Source organism: Streptomyces aurantiogriseus, assembly GCF_014649375.1.
GTDB classification, from domain to species: Bacteria; Actinomycetota; Actinomycetes; order Streptomycetales; family Streptomycetaceae; genus Streptomyces; species Streptomyces aurantiogriseus.
Window position 1 is genome coordinate 152,334 of record NZ_BMSX01000012.1, and the last position, 17,731, is coordinate 170,064.

Consider the following 17,731-nt stretch of genomic DNA (forward strand, 5'->3'; position numbering starts at 1 on the left):
CCGCACCGGATGCACGACGGAATGCATCACGGAACGGGTCACCGGACGAGTCACTGGACGAAGTCGCGCACCTGCTCGTAGATCCCGTAGTCGTTGTTCGTGTCGGTGTGCGAGACGCAGCCGACGCCGACGTTGGTCGCCCCGCTCAGCAGCGCCGAGGAGTCGGGGTTGATCGCCTCGTCGCAGTTCGACCAGTACGTGGCGTACGAGACGCTGCCCGGGGTCTCGTCGCCGGAGTTGAGCGCGGTGAGGAACGAGCTGCCCGTCTGCATCTCGGCGCACGAGGTGTACAGCCACCCGCACAGCGAGGCGACCGACGTGCCGTGGTTGGTGCCGGCGACCGAGACGAAGTCGTCCACGTACGCCGTTCCGCCGAGGTTCTTGAGGTAGTAGCGGGAGCTGAGCGCGCCCATGGAGTGGACGACGAGGTCGACCTTGCTCGCGCCGGTCCGCGCGAGCACGTTCTGGATCTCGGTGGCCAGCTGCCGGGCGGTGGTGACGTTCGACTGGGACCAGCTGTACGACCAGGCGTCCAGCTCGGCGGCGGTGTAACCGTCCGCCTTGAAGTTCGCGACCCAGTCGGTCCAGCTGCTGGAGGAACTGCTGATGCCGTGCACGAAGACGACCGGGTTGTGGGTCGCCGCCTGGGCCGGGGGAGCGGAGAAGGAGAGTGCCAGAAGGAGCGAAGAGGCCACGGCCGAGAGGGCCGCGGCGATGCGACGCTTGTGGCGCTGCATGATGCCTCCTGAAACGGGTGGGGTCGCCAGGAGTGTCCGGTGGGGTCTACGCGCGCCGCATCGGCGAAATCGCCGGTCTTTACGGTTCAAGTAACCCATCGGTAACGTCACTTGTGTGGTGACTCCGGTGAACCCCCCACCTCTTGACCGCACTTCGCCACCGCCGCTCGCCGACGCGTGGCCGCGCCCGGCCTTCGCGCTTCCCGAACGCGTCCGGGTACGGGTGCTGCGCCTGGTGTACGGCGATCCGCGCGCGGCCGCCGAACTCGCGGCGCGGCTCACCGAACGCCAGGCGGCCGGCCTCGATCCGCTCCCGGTCGAACCCGCCCGGCTCGCCCCCGGGTTGCTCGCCGCCCGCCGCCGCGCGGTGCGGGCGCTGCCGGACGAGACACGGCTGCTGCTCCTGCTCGCCGCGGCCGACCAGTACCCGGTCGCCACCCACGCCTTCCTGCGGGCCGTCGCCGCCACCCGCCTCGACACACGACCCCTGGAGGCCGCCGAGGCCGTGGGCCTCGCCCACGCCACTGCCGGCGGGGTCGGCTTCGTCGACCCCTGGACCCGGATCGCCGTGTACGACGCGGCCGGCCCGACCGACCGGCGCGACGTCCACCGGCTGCTCGCCCGCGTCCTGCACGGCGCGGGCGAGGCGCCCCGGCGGTCCTGGCACCGGGGAGCGGGCGCCCTCGGCCCCAGCGGGCGGCTCGCGACGGAGCTGACGGCCGCCGCAGCACAGGCCCGCGCCGCCGGCGACCCGGCCCTGTCCACCGCCCTCGCCGAACGCGCCGCCGCCCTCTCCCCGGACCCCCGCGCACGAGCCCGCCTCCTCGCCGAGGCCGCCGCCGACGCCTGGAACTCCGGCGACGGCAACCACGCCCGCCTTCTCTCCGCCCGCACCCCCGCCGAGGCCCTGGACGGGATCCTCGCCCTGCGAACGGGGCACGCGGGGGAGGCGTTCGACGCGCTGGTGGAGGGGGCGGCTCAAACGGGGGGCGCGGGTGTGGCGTTGCCGTGCGCGGGGGCTGGTCGTGCGGCCGGGTGTGCTGGGGCGTCGGCTGTGGGGGCGGGTGATGCCGACGGGCGTGCCATGTTGCCGGGCGCGGGTGTGGCGTCGCCGTCCGCGGGGGCGTCTCCACCAGGGGCGGGTGCGCTGGAGGGGCTTGCCGTGTCCCCGTCTGCGGGGGCGGGTGCGCTGGAGGGGCTTGCCGTGTCCCCGTCTGCGGGGGCGGGTGCGCTGGAGGGGCTTGTCGTGTCCCCGTCTGCGGGAGCGGTTCCCCCAGGGGCGAGCGCCGCGCTGACGCACGCGGTGACGGCGAGGTCCCACCAGGACCCCCGCCACCTCCTCGCCCGCGCCGCAGAAGCCGCCGTCTACACGGGCGACCTGCGCCGCTGCCGCGAGGCCGTGCGTGTGGCCGTGCGGCTGGGCATCGCGCCGCCGGGCGTGCTCGGCGGGCTCGCCGCGGCCGTCGACGGCCGGTACGAGGACGCGCGGGACCTCCTGGAGGCGACCGCCGGACGGTGCGGCCCGGGCGGCGACCCCACCCTCCTCGTCCACGGGGCCATCGCCGCCCTGATGCTCGGCGACCACACCCGCGCCGCCACCGCCACCGTCCGGGCGGCCGCCGCCGCCCGCATCCGAGGCGTCACACCCGTCGTGTCCCAGGCCATGGAGTTCCGTGCCTACGCCGACTTCTGGACCGGCCGCAGCCGAGCCGCCGAGGCCGCCGCCCTGGACGCCCTGCGCCAGGCGTACTCCACCGGGCAGGACAACGGCGCCTGCCATCTGCAGGCCGCCCTCGCGATGTTCGCGGCGCTCACCGGCGACGCCGACCTGTGCCGCGAACGGGCCGCAGCCGCCCGTTCCTACGCCCTCGCCCACGGACTCGGCCTGCCCGCCGCACTCGCCCAGTGGGCGCTGGCCTTCCTCGACCTCGGCCACGGCCGCCACGACGCCGCCGCGGCGCGGCTGCGCGCCCTCGCCGGGTTCGGCCCCGGCCACGGCCACCGGGCCATCCGCCACCTGGCCACCCCGCACTACGTCGAGGCCGCCGTCCGTACCGGCGACACCCGGGTCGCCCGCGCCGCCCACGCCGACTACGACCGCTGGGCCCGCGCTGTCCGCAGCACGGACGACCTGGCGCTCAGCGCCCGCTGCCGCGCCCTGCTCACCCCGGGCGCCGACGCCGTCGACCACTACCGCACCGCACTCGACCTGCACGCCCAGGGCGGCCGCGCCTTCGAACGCGCCCACACGGAACTGCTGTTCGGTGGCGCCCTGCGTCGCCTGCGCCGCCGCACCGAGGCCCGCGAGCACCTGCACGCGGCCCTGGAGGCGTTCGAGGCCTTCGGCGCCCCCCACCGCGCGGACCGCGCCCGCGCGGAACTCCGCGCGCTGGGCGCACCCGCCTCCCGGCGCGCCCCCGAGAGTCCCACGACCCACCTGACCGCCCAGCAACTCCGAGTCGCCCGCATGGCCGCCGACGGCGCCACCAACCGCGAGATCGCCACCCGCCTCGCCCTCAGCCCCCGCACCATCGACCACCACCTACGAGGCGTCTTCACCCGCCTCGGCATCCGCTCCCGCATCGAACTGGTCCGCCTGCTCGCGGAGGCCGACGAGGGCCAGGCCGGGCGCCGCTGACCTCCACCAGGAGCTCGGCCACCAAGGGCTCGGCCACCTGGGGCCGGCGCGGCCGGGCTGCGCCCGACGGGGCTGCGACGAGACCGACGACCGGCGGGAGTGGGCGCTCGGGTGCTCGCCGGCGGCCGGGGACGGCCGGCTGCCGGCGGTTTCGCGGCGACGGTCAAGCCTTGGGCGCCTTGCTCCTCCTGCATGGCTCGGTTTCCCGTGGTCGGTGCAGCTGGGCTGTGTTCCACCGGGCTCCGCCGTCGGCGAGGCCGGCGGACGTGACCTGAGGCTCTCGTCGGCAGCGCTGCCGGTCGGCTTCCGGTGGTTGCGCGGCGACGGTCAAGCCCCGGGCGCCGTGCTCCTCCGGAACGTCTCCGCCTCCCACGTCCCGTCCAGCCGCGGCGCCAGCCAAGCCGGTGCCGAGGCACGGAAGTCGGCGGGCGTGAGTGAACCGGCACCGGCCGGCAGCGCCCCCAGCAGGGGCGCCCCGGCGACATCCGGCAGGTCGGTGACGTTGCAACGCATCGCCAGGTCAGGGGAGTCGGGCCAGCTGCCGATGACCACGCCCAGCAACTCGACTTTCCGGGACCGGAGTTCACGAGCCGTGAGTTCCGTGGTGTTCAGGGTGCCCAGGCCCGGCGAGGCCACCACCAGCACCGGCGCCCGCAGCAGCTCCGCCGCGTCGGCCAGGGTTCCGCCCGCCTCGTCGAACCGTACGAGCAGCCCGCCGGCGCCCTCGACGAGGACCAGGTCGTGCTCGGTGGCCAGCTTGGCGGCGGCCTCGGCGATCTCGTGGGGGCGCACCGGTTCGCGACCCGCACGTCGAGCTGCCGTCGCCGGGGCCAACGGGTCGGGATAGCGGGCGAGTTCGGCCGTTGTGACGGCGCCGGCGAGGCGCGCGACCTCGTCGGCGTCCCCGCGCTCGTCCGGCCGTACACCCGTCTGCGCGGCCTTCAGCACGGCCACCGAACGGCCGGCCGCGCGGGCCGACGCGGCGACGGCCGCGGTGGTGACGGTCTTGCCGACCTCCGTGCCCGTCCCCGTGATCACCAGGATCGGCATGCTCATCCTTCCCGTGCCGCCGCGCACACCGCACGCGCGATCCGCGCCACGTCCGCGTCGCCGGTGACATACGGCGGCATCGTGTAGATCAGGTCGCGGAACGGCCGCAGCCACACGCCCTCGCGTACGGCCGCCCGCGTCGCCGCCGCCATGTCGACGGCGTGGTCGAGCTGGACGACACCGATGGCCCCGAGGACCCGTACGTCCTTCACGCCCGGCACCTCACGAGCCGCAGCGAGCCCCTCCCGCAGGCCCGCCTCGATCCGCTTGACCTCCGCGAGCCAGTCCTGCCCGAGCAGCAGCTCGAGGGAGGCGCGGGCGACGGCCGCCGCCAGCGGGTTGCCCATGAAGGTGGGGCCGTGGGCGAGCACCGGCACCTCGCCCTGCGAGATCCCCTCGGCCACCCGTGACGTGCACAGCGTCGCCGCCATCGTCATGTAGCCGCCGGTCAGCGCCTTGCCCACGCACATCACGTCCGGCGCCACCGCCGCGTGCTCCGCCGCGAACAGCGCGCCCGTGCGCCCGAACCCGGTCGCGATCTCGTCGAAGACGAGCAGCACGTCATGCGCGTCGCACGCCTCGCGCAGCACCCGCAGATACGCGGGGGAGTGGAAGCGCATCCCGCCCGCGCCCTGCACCACCGGCTCGACGATCACCGCGGCCAGCTCGTCGGCGTGCCGCTCGATCGCCGCGCGCACCTGCTCGGCGTAGGCCTCCTCGTACTCGACCGGAGGCGGGTCGACGAAGACCTGGCGGGGCAGCACCCCGGTCCACAGCTCGTGCATCCCGCCGTCGGGGTCGCACACGGACATCGGCTGCCAGGTGTCGCCGTGGTAGCCACCGCGCCAGGTCAGCAACCGCTGCTTGGCGGGGCGGCCCAGCGAACGCCAGTACTGCAGGCACATCTTGACCGCGACCTCGACCGACACCGACCCCGAGTCGGCGAGGAACACATGCTCCAGCCCGTCGGGCGACATGTCGACAAGGAGCTTCGCCAGCCGTACGGCGGGCTCGTGGGTGAGCCCGCCGAACATCACATGGCTCATCCGCCCGAGCTGCTCGCGCGCGGCCTCGTTGAGCACCGGGTGGTTGTAGCCGTGGATCGCCGACCACCAGGACGCCATGCCGTCGACCAGCTCGCCCGAGCCGTCCGCGAGCTTCAGCCGGACCCCGCTCGCCGACTCCACGACGAGCGGCTCGACCCGGCCCGGCATCGGCCCGTACGGATGCCACACATGCCGCCGGTCGAGGTCCAGCAGCTCGGACACGGCCGGCTCAGGCATTGGGCGCGAGGTCCGTCCCGGCACCCCGGCGCCGGACGGCGACCAGGTCCGAACGGGGCTCGCTCGACGGCGAAGGAGCCGACGAACCGCACGCGCCGCCGCCCTCCCGCGACCCGCACCCCGCGCTCTCGTGGGACCCGCAGCCCCCACCCGCCCGGTGCTCCGGCAGCGTCACCTGGTCCGCGCCCTCCACCTCGAACCCGGCGTCCGCGATCATCTCCAGGTCCGCCTTGCCCGCCTGGCCCTCGCTGGTGAGGTAGTCCCCGAGGAAGATCGAGTTGGCGAGGTGCAGCGCGAGCGGCTGCATCGTCCGGAGATGGACCTCGCGCCCGCCCGCGATGCGCACCTCGACGTCCGGGCAGACGAACCGCACCATCGCCAGGATCCGCAGACACCGCTGCGGGGTGAGGTTCCACTCCTTGGCCAGCGGGGTCCCCTCGAACGGGATGAGGAAGTTGACCGGCACCGAGTCCGGGTCCAGCTCGCGCAGCGAGAAGACCACGTCCACCAGGTCCTCGTCGCTCTCGCCCATCCCGGCGATCAGACCGGAGCAGGCCGACAGGCCCGCCGCGTGCGCCTTGCGGACCGTGTCGACCCGGTCGGCGTACGTGTGCGTGGTCGTGATGTCCGCGTACGTCCCCTCGGACGTGTTCAGGTTGTGGTTGTAGGCGTCGGCGCCCGCCTCCCGCAGCCGCTCCGCCTGGCCGTCGGAGAGCAGCCCGAGACAGGCGCACACCTCGACGTCCTCGTTCTGCTCCTTGATGGCCTTGATGGTGTCGGAGACCCGGGCCACGTCCCGGTCCGTCGGACCGCGCCCGCTCGCCACCAGACACACCCGCTTGGCACCGCCGGCCAGCCCCGCGGCCGCCGCCTGGGAGGCCTCGTCGGGCTTGAGCCAGGTGTACTTCAGGATCCCGGCCGTGGAGCCGAGCCGCTGGGAACAGTAGGAGCAGTCCTCGGGGCACAGCCCCGACTTGAGGTTGACGAGATAGTTGAGCTTCACCCGTCGCCCGAACCAGTGCCGGCGCACCTTGCCGGCCGCGGCCACCACATCGAGCAGGTCGTCGTCGGAGGTGGCCAGCACGGCCAGCGCTTCCTCGCGGGTCGGCAGCTCGCGCCGAAGCCCCTTGTCCACCAGCGTGTTCAGCAGGTCCATGAGAGCCGATCCTGTCCTACCGACCCGCCCCGGGCCAAGGTAGGGATCACACAACACACCCACATCGACGTGTGGGTATTGCCACACCATGGGTGGCCGGTCGTCCGGCTAGTGTCTGTCCGCTACCTACAAAAGCCCTGGAGGACCCATGGCGTTCGGCTGGATCGACGAGCAGGCGGAGCTGCGCCGCCGCGCGGGACTCGTACGGACCCTGCGCCCCCGTCCGGCCGACTCGCCGCTGCTGGACCTCGCGAGCAACGACTACCTGGGCCTGGCCCGCCATCCCGAGGTCACCGAGGGCGCGGCCCGGGCCGCCCGGACCTGGGGCGGCGGCGCGACCGGCTCCCGGCTCGTCACCGGCACCACCGAGCTGCACGCGGAACTGGAGCGGGAACTGGCGGACTTCTGCGGCTTCGAGGCGGCCCTGGTCTTCTCGTCCGGCTACGCGGCCAACCTCGCCGCGGTCACCACGCTGGCCCCGCACGGCTCCCTGATCGTCTCCGACGCGGGCAACCACGCCTCGCTCATCGACGGCTGCCGGCTGGCCCGCGGCGCCACCCAGGTCGTCGCACACGCCGACCCGGACGCCGTGCGCAAGGCGCTCGGCACGCACGAGGGCCCGGCCGTGGCGGTCTCCGACACGGTCTTCTCGGTCGACGGCGACGCGGCCCCGCTGGCCGCCCTCGCCGAGGCGTGCCGGGAGCGCGGCGCCGGGCTGGTCGTCGACGACGCCCACGGGCTGGGCGTCCTGGGGGACGGCGGCCGGGGCGCGCCGTACGCGGCGGGCCTCGCGGGCGCCGACGACGTCGTCGTCACGGTCACCTTGTCCAAGTCGCTCGGCAGCCAGGGCGGCGCCGTGCTCGGTCCCGCGCGCGTCGTCGACCACCTGGTCAACGCGGCCCGGACGTTCATCTTCGACACGGGCCTCGCCCCGGCGGCGGCCGGCTCGGCCCTGGCGGCTCTGAGACTGCTGCGCCGCGAACCGGAACGCGCGGCACGCGCGCGTGCGGTGGCGGGCGAGCTGCATGCGCGTCTGACGGCCGCGGGTCTGGAAGCGGTGCGTCCGGACGCCGCGGTCGTCTCCGTGCGGGCTCCGTCCCCGGAGCAGGCCGTGCGCTGGGCGGCGGACTGCCGTGCGGCAGGCCTGGCCGTGGGCTGCTTCCGTCCTCCTTCCGTGCCCGACGGCATCTCACGTCTGAGGCTGACCGCCCGCGCGGACCTCTCCGAGGCACAGATCGAACGCGCTGTACGGGTGATCGGCGGGGCACGCCCATGAGTCGGCGTGACACGGCCGTACACCCGGCGGTCGGGTGGACGGGTGGACGGCCAGGGGTCAGCGGAACGCGGCCGTGAAGCCCGACCAGCTCTCGGGGGAGAAGAGCAGGGCGGGTCCGGACGGGTCCTTGGAGTCGCGTACGGCGAGCAGACCGGCCCATGGCCCGGAGGCCGGGCGGGCCGTCTCGACGCAGTTGTTGGCTCCCGTGCTGTAGCTGCTGCGCAGCCACCGCAGACCCCGCGGGTGGTGGAGATCGTGCAGGTCGGTGCTGGAAGGAACGTTGCGAGGCAGTGCGGTCATGGTGCCTCCTTACGCGCGCCGTCAGATTGTCGCGGCGATGTATTCCAGGGTGTCTTCGGGCGAAAGGGCGTGCGCCCGAAGGGCGTTGAAGGCCTCCGTGTAGGCCTGGAGGTCTTCTTTCCGCTCGAGGTAGAGGCTACTCGTCAAGTGGTCGAGAACAACCACGTCAAGATCAGAAGTGCTCGAAAATGAGAAGATAACGAAAGGGCCGGTGACGCCGATATGCGCACCGGCCGTGAACGGCAGCACCTGAAGCCGGACTTGGGGCAGCCGCGCCGCCTCCATGAGCCGTTCCAGCTGCCGTGCCATGACCTCGGGGCCGCCCACCTCCCGCCGCAGCACCGCCTCGTCCAGCACCGCGTTCAGCTCCAGCGGCGGGTGCGCGCGCAGCACGTCCTGGCGGGCCAGCCGCACCTCCACCAGCGTGTCCAGCTGCTCCTCGTCGACGCCTTCCATGGCGGCCCGCGTGACCGCCCGGGCGTACTCCGGTGTCTGGAGCAGCCCCGGGACCACGGTCGTCTCCAACGTCCGCATCGCGCTCGCCTGCGACTCCAGGCTGATGAAGTCCCGGTAGGCGGGCGGCAGAACCCCGCGATAGGCGTGCACCCAGTGGTCCCGTCCGCCGCTGCCGGCGGATCCCGCCAACGCCAGCATCAGTTCGCGCAGTCGGGGATCGGTGACGCCATAGGCGTCGAGGAGTAACCGCACATCGGCCGGTTTCGTACTGCTGGTGCCGGTCTCGATCCGGCTCACCTTCGACTGGTGCCAGCCCACGAGCCGGGCCGCCTCGCCGCTGGTGAGCCCCGCACGGGCACGCAGGGCCCGCAGCTCGGCGCCCAGTTTCCGGCGGCGCACCGCGGGACCGTGCTGCATGGAGTGCTCCTTACTCCCTACGAGCCGTCCAAATACGCTCTGCCGTAGCAGAGTTCACCGCATCGAGCGACAGATATATGCACATGTTGGAGGATCGCCAGCCGTGACCGGCGCGGTGATGGCAGTCTGGCGGCGAAGCACCAGTCCGGGACCGTACTCGAACCATCCGCACCGTGTCGGACTCCGGTCCCGTGGGAAAGGGACGACCTCGCCATGGCAGACCACCTGGAAGCATCCGTCACTCTGCCGAGCGATCCCGCCTCGGTGTCCACGGCCCGCGCGTTCGTACTGACCACCCTGGGGGAGTGGGGGCTGCCGGCGGAGACGGAGGTGGCCGACACCATCCGGCTGATCGTCTCCGAACTCGCCACCAACGCCGTACAGCACACCCTCGGGCAGTCCCCCACCTTCACGGTCGACCTCGTGCTCCACCGTGACGAACGGCTGCGCATCGGCGTCACCGACAGCCACCCGCGCTTCCCCAAACGCCTGCCGGCCGCCGTCCAGCAGGACAACGGCCGGGGCATGGTGATCATCCGCTGGCTGACCGCGGAGTGCGGAGGAAGACTTCGCGTCCGCCCGACCCGTGAGGGCGGCAAGACCGTCTTCATCGAACTGCCGTGGACGTTACCGGCGGAGCCGGTGGCGACGACGGGGCAGCAGGACCCCTGACACCGGCAGAGACTCACCCTGCTGCGAGGAAGAGGGCGGGGCGGTGGTGGCGTCAGGAACGCCGCCATCGCCCCGGAGGGTCACTTGACCCGGCCGTACCAGACGCTCTTGGTCCAGATCTTCTGCAGCCTGACCACGTCCCCGGTCTTCGGCGAGTGCCAGATCTTGCCCTTACCGGCGTAGATCCCGACGTGGTAGACGTTCGACCCCGAGTGGAAGAACACCAGGTCTCCGGCCTTGCGGTTGCTCGCCGAGATGTGGCGGGTCTTGTTGTACTGCTGGGCAGCCGTACGGGGCAGCTTCTTGCCCGCCTTCTTGTACGAGTACAGCGTGAGCCCGGAGCAGTCGAACCTGCTCGGCCCGGCAGCCCCGTACTTGTACGGGGAGCCCTTCTTGGAGGCCGCGACCTGGAGCGCCTTCGTCGCGGGGGTGGCCGCCGCGGCGTCGCCGGCGACACCCGGGACCACGATCGAGCCGCCCACAGCGGCGATGGCGAAGGCCGAGGCCGTACCGGCCCGGGCCATGAGCGACGGGACACGATTGAGCGCAGTCATGCGCAACCCTTCGTCAGCCGCCTGTGAAGGATGACCTGTCGGATTCGGGCTGACAAAGTTGCCCGGCCGCTGCTGCGGCTTCACCCCAAGGGCTGCTCGGCCCGGCGCCTCCCTGAGGAGTCGACCGTTCCGGCGACCCGTCGTGCTTGGGTCCTCCACTCCTGCCGATGCACTTCTGTCGACCGGTCATCCGGGCGGCGGCAGGACTCGGCGTCCGCCCGGACCGCCCCGCCGCTTGTGGCGGGGGCTTGTCGTCAGACAGGGATCTTGGCTCACCGATGTCCGAAAATCCCAACGCAACCGGGGATTTGTGGGGTTACTCACCACTCACCCGTTCGGGTGGACACCCTGATGTTCGGTCAGATGTCAAGGTGACGAAAGGCCCCGGACCAGCACCGGAACCCCACATTCCACGCCCAGGCTACGCCGATTGCGCAACCTCTGTGGCCTGGAAAAAGAAGCCGCGACTACGCCGAACGTGGGTACGTCATTCGGTCCGTTTCAACTCCGGTCCGGACGTCACGCTCATGGCGAACACCGTCCGGACCGGACGCCCGTGCGTCAACTGTCGGGGAGCGGCGGCACCGTGACGCGCGCCGTGCGGCGCTCCCCGTCCAGGACGCGCAGCGCCCGCGCGAGCGTCGGCGCGTGCAGCTCGCTCTCGCCGCGCTGGTGCATCAGCGTCAGCGCGTCCCGCAGTGCGATCGTCTTGCCGACCAGTGCCTGGGCGGCGCGCAGTCCGCGGTAGGTGTCGCCGTGGCGGGCGGGGTTGATCCGGCCCAGCAGGTCGACCACCTCCAGATAACGGTCGATCAACTCGGCCTCGGCCCGCGTCAGGGCGGGCAGTGGCGGCAGCTCGGGAGGCAGCATCGGCGGCTCACCTCACGCCCGGCGCGCCATCCGGGAACCGGCGGTCCGGGACGACCCGGTCCGCCAGCCCGTACTCCACGGCCTCCCGCGCGTCGAGGATCCGGTCGCGCTCGATGTCCGCGCTCACCTGCTCCGGACCGCGCCCGGTGTGCCGTACGAGCATCTCCTCCAGGCGGGCGCGGGTGCGTTGCAACTCCTCGGCCTGGATGGCCAGGTCACTGGCCTGGCCCTCGATCGGCTCGGGGAGTGCCGGCTGGCGGATCACCACACGGGCGCCCGGCAGCATGTGCCGTTTGCCCGGCGTGCCGGCGGCGAGCAGCACGGCAGCGGGCGAGCCGGCCTGGCCCAGGCAGAGGGTCTCCACGTCGCAGGTGACGTACCGGAGCGTGTCGTAGACGGCCGTCATCGCGCTGAACGAGCCGCCCGGGGAGTTGATGTACAGCGAGATGTCCCGGTCCGGGTCGCGGTGTTCCAGGTACATGAGCTGGGCCATCACGTCGTTCGCCGCGATGTCGTCGATCGGCGTCCCCAGCAGGATGATCCGCTCCTCCAGGAGCTTGGAGTACGGATCCAGCGTCCGGTGCCCGGAACTCGTGCGTTCGGTGAACTCGGGCAGGACGTGGCGTGCGGACGGTCGGGTCATGGGAACCCCCTCCTTCTGCGTCTGTAAAAAATGTACAGGATGTACGTGACGTTAGAATGGGGTCATGGCCTACGAGATTCCGGTGACGCAAGCCAGGGCTGAACTCGCCGACCTGATCAACCGCGTGGTGTACGGCGGTGAGCGCGTCGTCGTGACACGGCACGGCAAGCCCCTCGTCGCCCTCGTCTCCGCCGCCGACCTGGAGCGGCTCGACGCGCTCGACGCCCCGGCCGAGGAGCAGGTGATCAGCTCGGTCTCCGCCGTCCGTGAGGTCGCGTCCGCTCCCCGCGAACGGCAGCGGTTCGGGATCGCGGCAGAGCATCGGGGGTCGAGCCCCTCCTAGGGCGCCTCGCGCTGCCTGGACGCGAAAGACCGTGCACCCCCTCCGCTACTGCGGGGATGCACGGTCGGCCGGGGCCGGAGGATCAGCCGGCGAGTGCGGGCTGACGCTCGGCGTCCGGTTCGGGGCTCTTCGCGCGTGTCTTCATCGCACTGCCGAGCAGCATCGCCCCGAGGCCCAGCACGGCCCACAAGGTGAGGGTCAGGGCGGGGCCGGTCGCCGCCGCGCCGTCGAAGAACGACACCGAGCGCAGCAGGCTCGTCCCCGCGCCCGGCGGCAGCCACTGGCCGATCGCGCCGGCCGGCTCGGGCAGCATCTGCGGGGCCGAGGCCGCCCCGGAGAACGGGTTGCCGATGAACATCAGCACGAACGCCGTCAGGCCGATGCCCGCCGGGCCGATCAGTGCGGCGGCCCCCGCCACGGCCGCGCTCACCGCCAGCGTCGACAGGCCGAACGTCGCGGCCTCCGCCCACCAGTCACCGGTGAGCGCGCCGAGCCAGCTGTGGGCGAGTGCCGCCGCGACCATGCCCACCAGGGCGGCGGCACCGACCAGTGCGAGCGCGGCGCGGATCCCGCGCAGGCCGAGCAGGGTCACCACCGCGCCCGCGGCCATGCCGGCCAGCGCCAGCGGCAGCACGCTCGCGTTCAGGGCCGCGCCGCGCGGGTCCTTCTCGGGTGCGGCGACGACGTCCACCGTCCGGATCTCCGTTCCCCCGGCGGCGGCCTGCTGCGCCACCGCCTGCTGCAGCAGCTGGGCGACGACCGGGCTCGCGGCCGAGGCGGTCAGCAGCTCGGGGCCCTGCGGGGTGACGACCACGGCGCCGTATACGGCCCGGTCCTCGATCGCGTCCCGGGCGGCGGCCTCGTCGTCGTAGCGGTGGATCTCGAAGGCGCCCTCGTGCCGCTGGAGCTGCTTCTCCATCTGGGCGGTCGCGGCGGCCGGGCCCGCCACGCCGAGGGGCAGGTCGCGGGGTGCCGTGCGGGCGGCGGGCCAGGCGAAGGCCCACAGGGCGAGGGCCGAAAGGAGCGGCGCGAGGACGACGACCGCGATCGCGCGCCTGGCGGATGCCCTGGTGGTGGGGGCGGAAGCGGTGGACATGGGGTCTCCTCTGGGCTCTGCGAGCCGGTCCGGCCTGCCGAGCCATTAAAAAGAAGGATCGTTCGTTTTGGGTGCGCCACCACCGTGCGACGGAGGGGCGTCGCTTGTCAAGAAGGAACGTTCGTTTTAGGTTTGGGGCCATGGCACGTGTATCCCAGGCCCACCTCGACGCCCGCCGCCGGCAGATCCTCGACGCCGCCGCGCTCTGCTTCGCCCGCAACGGCTTCCACGCCACCTCGATGCAGGACGTGCTCAAGGAGGCCGACCTCTCCGCCGGAGCGGTCTACCGCTACTTCAGCGGCAAGGAGGAGCTGATCGCCGCGATCGTCTCCGAGGTGCTGGGTGAGGTCCGTGCGGCCTTCGAGGCGGCGGCCCGGCAGAGCCCGCCCCCGTCGCCCGACCAGCTCGTGGTCACCGTGCTGAGCCGCACCCTCGCCCTGCGGGAGAGCCTCACCCTCGACGGCGCCCCCGCCTTCCCCCGTCTGGTCGTCCAGGTGTGGTCGGAGGTCCCGCGCAACGACGAGCTGGCGGCCGTCCTGCGCGAGGGGTACGGCTCGGTCCGCGCGGCGTGGGGGCGGATCGTCGAGGCCTACCAGGAAGCCGGGACGATGCGGTCGGACATTCCGCCGGACCACGTGGCCCGCACGATGATCGCCGCCGTGCTGGGCTTCATCGCCCAGCAGTCCCTGTTCGGGCCCGCCCCGGTGGAGATCCTGCGGGACGGCCTGCGCGCGTTGATGAGCATCTCGGACGCGGAGTCCCAGGCCTGAGGATCACAGCTTGGTTAACTTGCTCGAAACGCGGTCCAACTAGCCTGCCCCTCCACGCCACCAGGGACGTTGCCCCGTGGCCGCGGCAATCGGGCCCCGCACGGCCCGGAGCGAGGATGTGAGGTGGGACGTGCAACTGACCCCGCACGAGCAGGAGAGGCTGCTGATCCACGTGGCGGCCGACGTCGCCGAGAAGCGCCGGGCCCGCGGCCTCAAGCTCAACCACCCCGAGGCCGTGGCCATCATCACGGCGCACATCCTCGAAGGCGCGCGGGACGGCCGTACGGTCGCCGAGCTCATGGCCTCCGGCCGCAAGCTGCTCACCCGGGACGACGTCATGGAGGGCATCCCCGAGATGATCCACGACGTACAGGTCGAGGCGACCTTCCCGGACGGCACCAAGCTCGTCACCGTCCACGACCCGATCGTCTGAGAGGGGCCTCGATGATTCCCGGAGAGATCCTGTTCGCCTCAGGCCCGATCGTCTACAACGAGGGCCGCGAGGTCACCCGGCTCACCGTCCTCAACGCCGCCGACCGGCCCGTCCAGGTCGGCTCCCACTACCACTTCGCCGAGGCCAACCCCGGTCTGGAGTTCGACCGCGCGGCCGCGCGCGGCAAGCGGCTGAACGTCGCCGCCGGCACCGCCGTGCGCTTCGAGCCCGGGATTCCCGTCGACGTCGAACTCGTACCGCTCACCGGCGCCCGTGTCGTGCCCGGTCTGCGCGGGGAGACCGGAGGTGCCCTCGATGCCTGAGATCTCGCGCGCCGCGTACGCCGACCTGTTCGGCCCGACCACCGGTGACCGCATCCGGCTCGCCGACACCCACCTGATCGTCGAGATCGAGGAGGACCGTTCCGGCGGGCCCGGGATCGCCGGGGACGAGGCGGTGTTCGGCGGCGGCAAGGTCATCCGCGAGTCCATGGGGCAGGCGCGTGCCACGCGCGCGGAGGGTACGCCCGACACCGTCATCACCGGTGTCGTGATCGTGGACCACTGGGGGATCGTCAAGGCCGACGTCGGCATCCGCGACGGGCGGATCACCGGCATCGGCAAGGCGGGCAACCCCGACACGATGGACGGGGTGCACCCGGATCTGGTGATCGGCCCGGAGACCGAGGTCATCGCGGGCAACGGCCGGATCCTCACCGCCGGGGCGATCGACGCGCACGTCCACTTCATCTGCCCGCAGATCGCCGACGAGGCGCTGTCCGCCGGCATCACCACGCTGGTCGGCGGCGGCACCGGACCGGCCGAGGGCTCCAAGGCGACCACTGTGACGCCCGGCCCGTGGCACCTCGCCCGGATGCTGGAGGCGATGGAGCAGTACCCGCTGAACATCGGGTTCCTCGGCAAGGGCAACACCGTCTCGCACGAGGCGATGCTCTCGCAGATCCGAGGCGGCGCGCTGGGCCTGAAGCTGCACGAGGACTGGGGGTCGACGCCCGCGGTCATCGACGCGTCCCTGACGGTCGCCGACCGGACGGGCATCCAGGTCGCCATCCACACGGACACCCTCAACGAGGCCGGGTTCGTGGGCGACACGCTCGCCGCGATCGCCGGACGCGGCATCCACGCGTACCACACCGAGGGTGCGGGCGGCGGGCACGCGCCGGACATCATGACCGTCGTCTCCGAGCCGCACGTGCTGCCGAGCTCGACCAATCCGACGCGGCCGTTCACCGTGAACACCGCGGAGGAACACCTCGACATGCTGATGGTGTGCCACCACCTGAACCCGGCGGTGCCGGAGGACCTGGCGTTCGCCGAGTCGCGGATCCGGCCGTCGACGATCGGGGCGGAGGACGTGCTGCACGACCTCGGCGCGATCTCGATCATCTCCTCCGACGCGCAGGCGATGGGCCGGGTCGGCGAGGTGATCATGCGGACCTGGCAGACGGCGCATGTGATGAAGCGGCGACGGGGCGCGCTGCCGGGTGACGGCCGCGCCGACAACCACCGCGTACGCCGGTACGTCGCCAAGTACACGATCAACCCGGCGCTCGCGCAGGGGCTGGCGAGGGAGATCGGCTCGGTGGAGGCCGGCAAGCTCGCCGACCTCGTTCTCTGGGAGCCGGCGTTCTTCGGCGTCAAGCCGCACCTCGTCATCAAGGGCGGGCAGATCGCGTACGCGCAGATGGGCGACGCCAACGCCTCGATCCCGACCCCGCAGCCGATCCTGCCGCGCCCGATGTACGGCGCGATCGGGCGGGCGCCGGCTTCCAACTCGTTCAACTTCGTGGCGCCGCTCGCGATCGAGGACGGGCTGCCGGAGCGGCTGCAGCTGGGCAAGAAGTTCGTCGCCATCGACTCCACGCGGGGCGTGACCAAGGCGGACATGCGGGAGAACGACGCCCGGCCGCGGGTCGAGGTCGACCCCGACAGCTTCGCCGTGCACATCGACGGGGAGCTCGTCGAGGCGACGCCGGCGGCCGAACTGCCCATGGCCCAGCGCTACTTCCTCTTCTGACGGCGTCGGTATGACACGGGCAGCACTACTCGTCCTGGCCGACGGCCGCTTTCCCGCCGGAGGACACGCGCACTCCGGCGGGGCGGAGGAGGCCGTCGAGGCCGGGCGGATCACCGATGCGGCGAGCCTGGAGGACTTCTGCCGGGGGCGGCTGCACACGGCGGGGCTGGTGGCGGCGGCGCTGGCCGCGGCGGCCGCGGCCGGGGTCGCGCCGGGCGAACTCGAGGCGGCGGCCGACGCGCGGACGCCGTCGCCCGCGTTGCGGGTGGCGGCACGGAAGCTGGGGCGCCAGCTGATGCGGGCCGCTCGGGCGACCTGGCCGAGTGACGAACTGGCCGCCGTGGCACGCGAGTTCCCCAAGGGGGCCCATCAGCCGGTCGTGCTGGGCCTGACGGCCCGCGCGGCCGGCCTCGGGCCGGAGGACGCGGCGTACTGCGCGGCGTACGAGAGTGTGAGCGGGGCGGCGACGGCGGTGGTGCGGCTGCTGAGCCTGGACCCGTTCGAGGCCACGGCGGTGCTGGCCCGTCTGGCGCCGGAGCTGGACCGGGTGGTGGACCGGGCGGTGACGGCGGGGATGGCCGTCCTGGCCGAGGGCGTCGACGCGCTCCCCTCGGCGTCCGCGCCGTTGCTGGAGATCGGGGCGGAGGTGCATGCGGCGTGGCCGGTACGTCTGTTCGCCTCCTGAGCCTTTTTGCCCACCCACCCGCCCGTCTCGGTCGGACAGGAGGTGCCCCCACCAGGGGCTCCGCCCCTGGACCCCAGCGGGGATTGCCTGCCGGCCCGCCGGTCTCGGTTGGGCGGGGGAGTCCTACCAGGGGCTTCGCCCCTGGACCCCGGCCGGGATTGCCCGCCCGCCCGTCTCGGTTGGGCAGGGGGTGGCCCTACCAGGGGCTTCGCCCCTGGACCCCGGCGGGGGTGCCGCCCGCCCGTCTCGGTTGGGCGGGAGGTGGCCCCATCAGGGGCTTCGCCCCTGGACCCCGGCGGGGACTCCGTCCCCTGC

19 protein-coding genes and 1 riboswitch are annotated in these 17,731 nt (G+C 72.8%); of the genes, 9 read left to right on the forward strand and 10 right to left on the reverse strand.

Annotated elements, in window-relative coordinates; genetic code table 11:
- Positions 1–50: 50 nt before the first annotated feature.
- Positions 51–737, reverse strand: a complete 687-nt coding sequence (locus IE263_RS25030) for an esterase/lipase family protein (RefSeq protein ID WP_189940004.1) — start codon at positions 735–737, stop codon at positions 51–53.
- Between the two features lie 115 nt (positions 738–852).
- Here IE263_RS25030 and IE263_RS25035 point away from each other — a divergent pair, with 115 nt between their 5' ends.
- Positions 853–3,375, forward strand: a complete 2,523-nt coding sequence (locus IE263_RS25035) for a helix-turn-helix domain-containing protein (RefSeq protein WP_229911139.1) — start codon at positions 853–855, stop codon at positions 3,373–3,375.
- A 327-nt stretch (positions 3,376–3,702) separates the two neighbouring features.
- On the opposite strand, the gene bioD is transcribed toward IE263_RS25035, so the two are convergent.
- From bioD to bioB, 3 genes are read right to left on the reverse strand one after another with little or no spacing between them, the layout of a single operon-like run.
- Positions 3,703–4,425 (reverse strand): dethiobiotin synthase, encoded by a 723-nt coding sequence (gene bioD / locus IE263_RS25040; protein ID WP_189940005.1) that lies wholly within the window; start codon positions 4,423–4,425, stop codon positions 3,703–3,705.
- A 2-nt stretch (positions 4,426–4,427) separates the two neighbouring features.
- On the reverse strand, positions 4,428–5,708 hold the full coding sequence (locus tag IE263_RS25045) for an adenosylmethionine--8-amino-7-oxononanoate transaminase (RefSeq protein WP_189940006.1): 1,281 nt from the start codon (positions 5,706–5,708) through the stop codon (positions 4,428–4,430).
- Positions 5,701–6,864: a biotin synthase BioB gene (gene bioB, locus IE263_RS25050; protein ID WP_189940007.1), complete on the reverse strand. Its 1,164-nt coding sequence runs from the start codon at positions 6,862–6,864 to the stop codon at positions 5,701–5,703. The genes IE263_RS25045 and bioB overlap by 8 nt, the downstream gene beginning before the upstream one ends.
- Before the next feature lie 148 nt (positions 6,865–7,012).
- Here bioB and IE263_RS25055 point away from each other — a divergent pair, with 148 nt between their 5' ends.
- Positions 7,013–8,140 (forward strand): 8-amino-7-oxononanoate synthase, encoded by a 1,128-nt coding sequence (locus IE263_RS25055; RefSeq protein WP_189940008.1) that lies wholly within the window; start codon positions 7,013–7,015, stop codon positions 8,138–8,140.
- Between the two features lie 57 nt (positions 8,141–8,197).
- Here IE263_RS25055 and IE263_RS25060 read toward each other — a convergent pair whose 3' ends face one another.
- Both IE263_RS25060 and IE263_RS25065 read right to left on the reverse strand, forming a co-directional pair.
- Positions 8,198–8,440: a DUF397 domain-containing protein gene (locus IE263_RS25060; RefSeq protein WP_189940009.1), complete on the reverse strand. Its 243-nt coding sequence runs from the start codon at positions 8,438–8,440 to the stop codon at positions 8,198–8,200.
- 21 nt (positions 8,441–8,461) lie between these two features.
- Positions 8,462–9,313, reverse strand: a complete 852-nt coding sequence (locus IE263_RS25065) for a helix-turn-helix domain-containing protein (protein WP_189940010.1) — start codon at positions 9,311–9,313, stop codon at positions 8,462–8,464.
- 213 nt (positions 9,314–9,526) lie between these two features.
- Between IE263_RS25065 and IE263_RS25070 the strand changes: the two genes are divergently transcribed.
- Complete coding sequence (locus tag IE263_RS25070) at positions 9,527–9,985, forward strand: ATP-binding protein (RefSeq protein WP_189940011.1); 459 nt, start codon at positions 9,527–9,529, stop codon at positions 9,983–9,985.
- Positions 9,986–10,065: 80 nt separating this feature from the next.
- Here the strand turns inward: IE263_RS25070 and IE263_RS25075 are convergent, their stop codons facing one another.
- The 3 genes from IE263_RS25075 to IE263_RS25085 form a co-directional block, all read right to left on the reverse strand.
- On the reverse strand, positions 10,066–10,539 hold the full coding sequence (locus tag IE263_RS25075; protein ID WP_189940012.1) for a C40 family peptidase: 474 nt from the start codon (positions 10,537–10,539) through the stop codon (positions 10,066–10,068).
- Between the two features lie 3 nt (positions 10,540–10,542).
- A riboswitch (cyclic di-AMP (ydaO/yuaA leader) is annotated at positions 10,543–10,721 on the reverse strand.
- 379 nt (positions 10,722–11,100) lie between these two features.
- Positions 11,101–11,409, reverse strand: coding sequence for a hypothetical protein (locus IE263_RS25080; RefSeq protein WP_189940013.1), 309 nt, complete (start codon positions 11,407–11,409; stop codon positions 11,101–11,103).
- 7 nt (positions 11,410–11,416) lie between these two features.
- Complete coding sequence (locus tag IE263_RS25085; protein ID WP_189940014.1) at positions 11,417–12,052, reverse strand: ATP-dependent Clp protease proteolytic subunit; 636 nt, start codon at positions 12,050–12,052, stop codon at positions 11,417–11,419.
- A gap of 64 nt (positions 12,053–12,116) precedes the next feature.
- Here IE263_RS25085 and IE263_RS25090 point away from each other — a divergent pair, with 64 nt between their 5' ends.
- Positions 12,117–12,395: a type II toxin-antitoxin system Phd/YefM family antitoxin gene (locus IE263_RS25090; RefSeq protein WP_189940015.1), complete on the forward strand. Its 279-nt coding sequence runs from the start codon at positions 12,117–12,119 to the stop codon at positions 12,393–12,395.
- An 82-nt stretch (positions 12,396–12,477) separates the two neighbouring features.
- On the opposite strand, the gene IE263_RS25095 is transcribed toward IE263_RS25090, so the two are convergent.
- Positions 12,478–13,491, reverse strand: a complete 1,014-nt coding sequence (locus IE263_RS25095) for an ABC transporter permease (RefSeq protein ID WP_189940016.1) — start codon at positions 13,489–13,491, stop codon at positions 12,478–12,480.
- 140 nt (positions 13,492–13,631) lie between these two features.
- Here IE263_RS25095 and IE263_RS25100 point away from each other — a divergent pair, with 140 nt between their 5' ends.
- From IE263_RS25100 to IE263_RS25120, 5 genes are all read left to right on the forward strand, one after another.
- A complete protein-coding gene (locus tag IE263_RS25100; RefSeq protein WP_189940017.1) occupies positions 13,632–14,261 on the forward strand; it encodes a TetR/AcrR family transcriptional regulator in 630 nt (209 codons plus the stop codon).
- A 130-nt stretch (positions 14,262–14,391) separates the two neighbouring features.
- Positions 14,392–14,694, forward strand: a complete 303-nt coding sequence (locus tag IE263_RS25105) for an urease subunit gamma (protein ID WP_189940018.1) — start codon at positions 14,392–14,394, stop codon at positions 14,692–14,694.
- Positions 14,695–14,705: 11 nt separating this feature from the next.
- Complete coding sequence (locus tag IE263_RS25110) at positions 14,706–15,017, forward strand: urease subunit beta (protein WP_189940019.1); 312 nt, start codon at positions 14,706–14,708, stop codon at positions 15,015–15,017.
- Positions 15,010–16,731: an urease subunit alpha gene (locus IE263_RS25115; protein ID WP_189940020.1), complete on the forward strand. Its 1,722-nt coding sequence runs from the start codon at positions 15,010–15,012 to the stop codon at positions 16,729–16,731. The genes IE263_RS25110 and IE263_RS25115 overlap by 8 nt, the downstream gene beginning before the upstream one ends.
- A gap of 10 nt (positions 16,732–16,741) precedes the next feature.
- Positions 16,742–17,416, forward strand: a complete 675-nt coding sequence (locus IE263_RS25120) for an urease accessory protein UreF (protein WP_189940021.1) — start codon at positions 16,742–16,744, stop codon at positions 17,414–17,416.
- Positions 17,417–17,731: the final 315 nt, after the last annotated feature.

Bases quoted from the DNA above. Each gene is read 5' to 3' on its own strand.
- IE263_RS25030 (WP_189940004.1), bottom strand. From the start codon at position 737: ATGCAGCGCCACAAGCGTCGCATCGCCGCGGCCCTCTCGGCCGTGGCC.
- bioD (WP_189940005.1), bottom strand. From the start codon at position 4,425: ATGCCGATCCTGGTGATCACGGGGACGGGCACGGAGGTCGGCAAGACC.
- IE263_RS25045 (WP_189940006.1), bottom strand. From the start codon at position 5,708: ATGCCTGAGCCGGCCGTGTCCGAGCTGCTGGACCTCGACCGGCGGCAT.
- bioB (WP_189940007.1), bottom strand. From the start codon at position 6,864: ATGGACCTGCTGAACACGCTGGTGGACAAGGGGCTTCGGCGCGAGCTG.
- IE263_RS25055 (WP_189940008.1), top strand. From the start codon at position 7,013: ATGGCGTTCGGCTGGATCGACGAGCAGGCGGAGCTGCGCCGCCGCGCG.
- IE263_RS25060 (WP_189940009.1), bottom strand. From the start codon at position 8,440: ATGACCGCACTGCCTCGCAACGTTCCTTCCAGCACCGACCTGCACGAT.
- IE263_RS25065 (WP_189940010.1), bottom strand. From the start codon at position 9,313: ATGCAGCACGGTCCCGCGGTGCGCCGCCGGAAACTGGGCGCCGAGCTG.
- IE263_RS25070 (WP_189940011.1), top strand. From the start codon at position 9,527: ATGGCAGACCACCTGGAAGCATCCGTCACTCTGCCGAGCGATCCCGCC.
- IE263_RS25075 (WP_189940012.1), bottom strand. From the start codon at position 10,539: ATGACTGCGCTCAATCGTGTCCCGTCGCTCATGGCCCGGGCCGGTACG.
- IE263_RS25080 (WP_189940013.1), bottom strand. From the start codon at position 11,409: ATGCTGCCTCCCGAGCTGCCGCCACTGCCCGCCCTGACGCGGGCCGAG.
- IE263_RS25085 (WP_189940014.1), bottom strand. From the start codon at position 12,052: ATGACCCGACCGTCCGCACGCCACGTCCTGCCCGAGTTCACCGAACGC.
- IE263_RS25090 (WP_189940015.1), top strand. From the start codon at position 12,117: ATGGCCTACGAGATTCCGGTGACGCAAGCCAGGGCTGAACTCGCCGAC.
- IE263_RS25095 (WP_189940016.1), bottom strand. From the start codon at position 13,491: ATGTCCACCGCTTCCGCCCCCACCACCAGGGCATCCGCCAGGCGCGCG.
- IE263_RS25100 (WP_189940017.1), top strand. From the start codon at position 13,632: ATGGCACGTGTATCCCAGGCCCACCTCGACGCCCGCCGCCGGCAGATC.
- IE263_RS25110 (WP_189940019.1), top strand. From the start codon at position 14,706: ATGATTCCCGGAGAGATCCTGTTCGCCTCAGGCCCGATCGTCTACAAC.
- IE263_RS25115 (WP_189940020.1), top strand. From the start codon at position 15,010: ATGCCTGAGATCTCGCGCGCCGCGTACGCCGACCTGTTCGGCCCGACC.
- IE263_RS25120 (WP_189940021.1), top strand. From the start codon at position 16,742: ATGACACGGGCAGCACTACTCGTCCTGGCCGACGGCCGCTTTCCCGCC.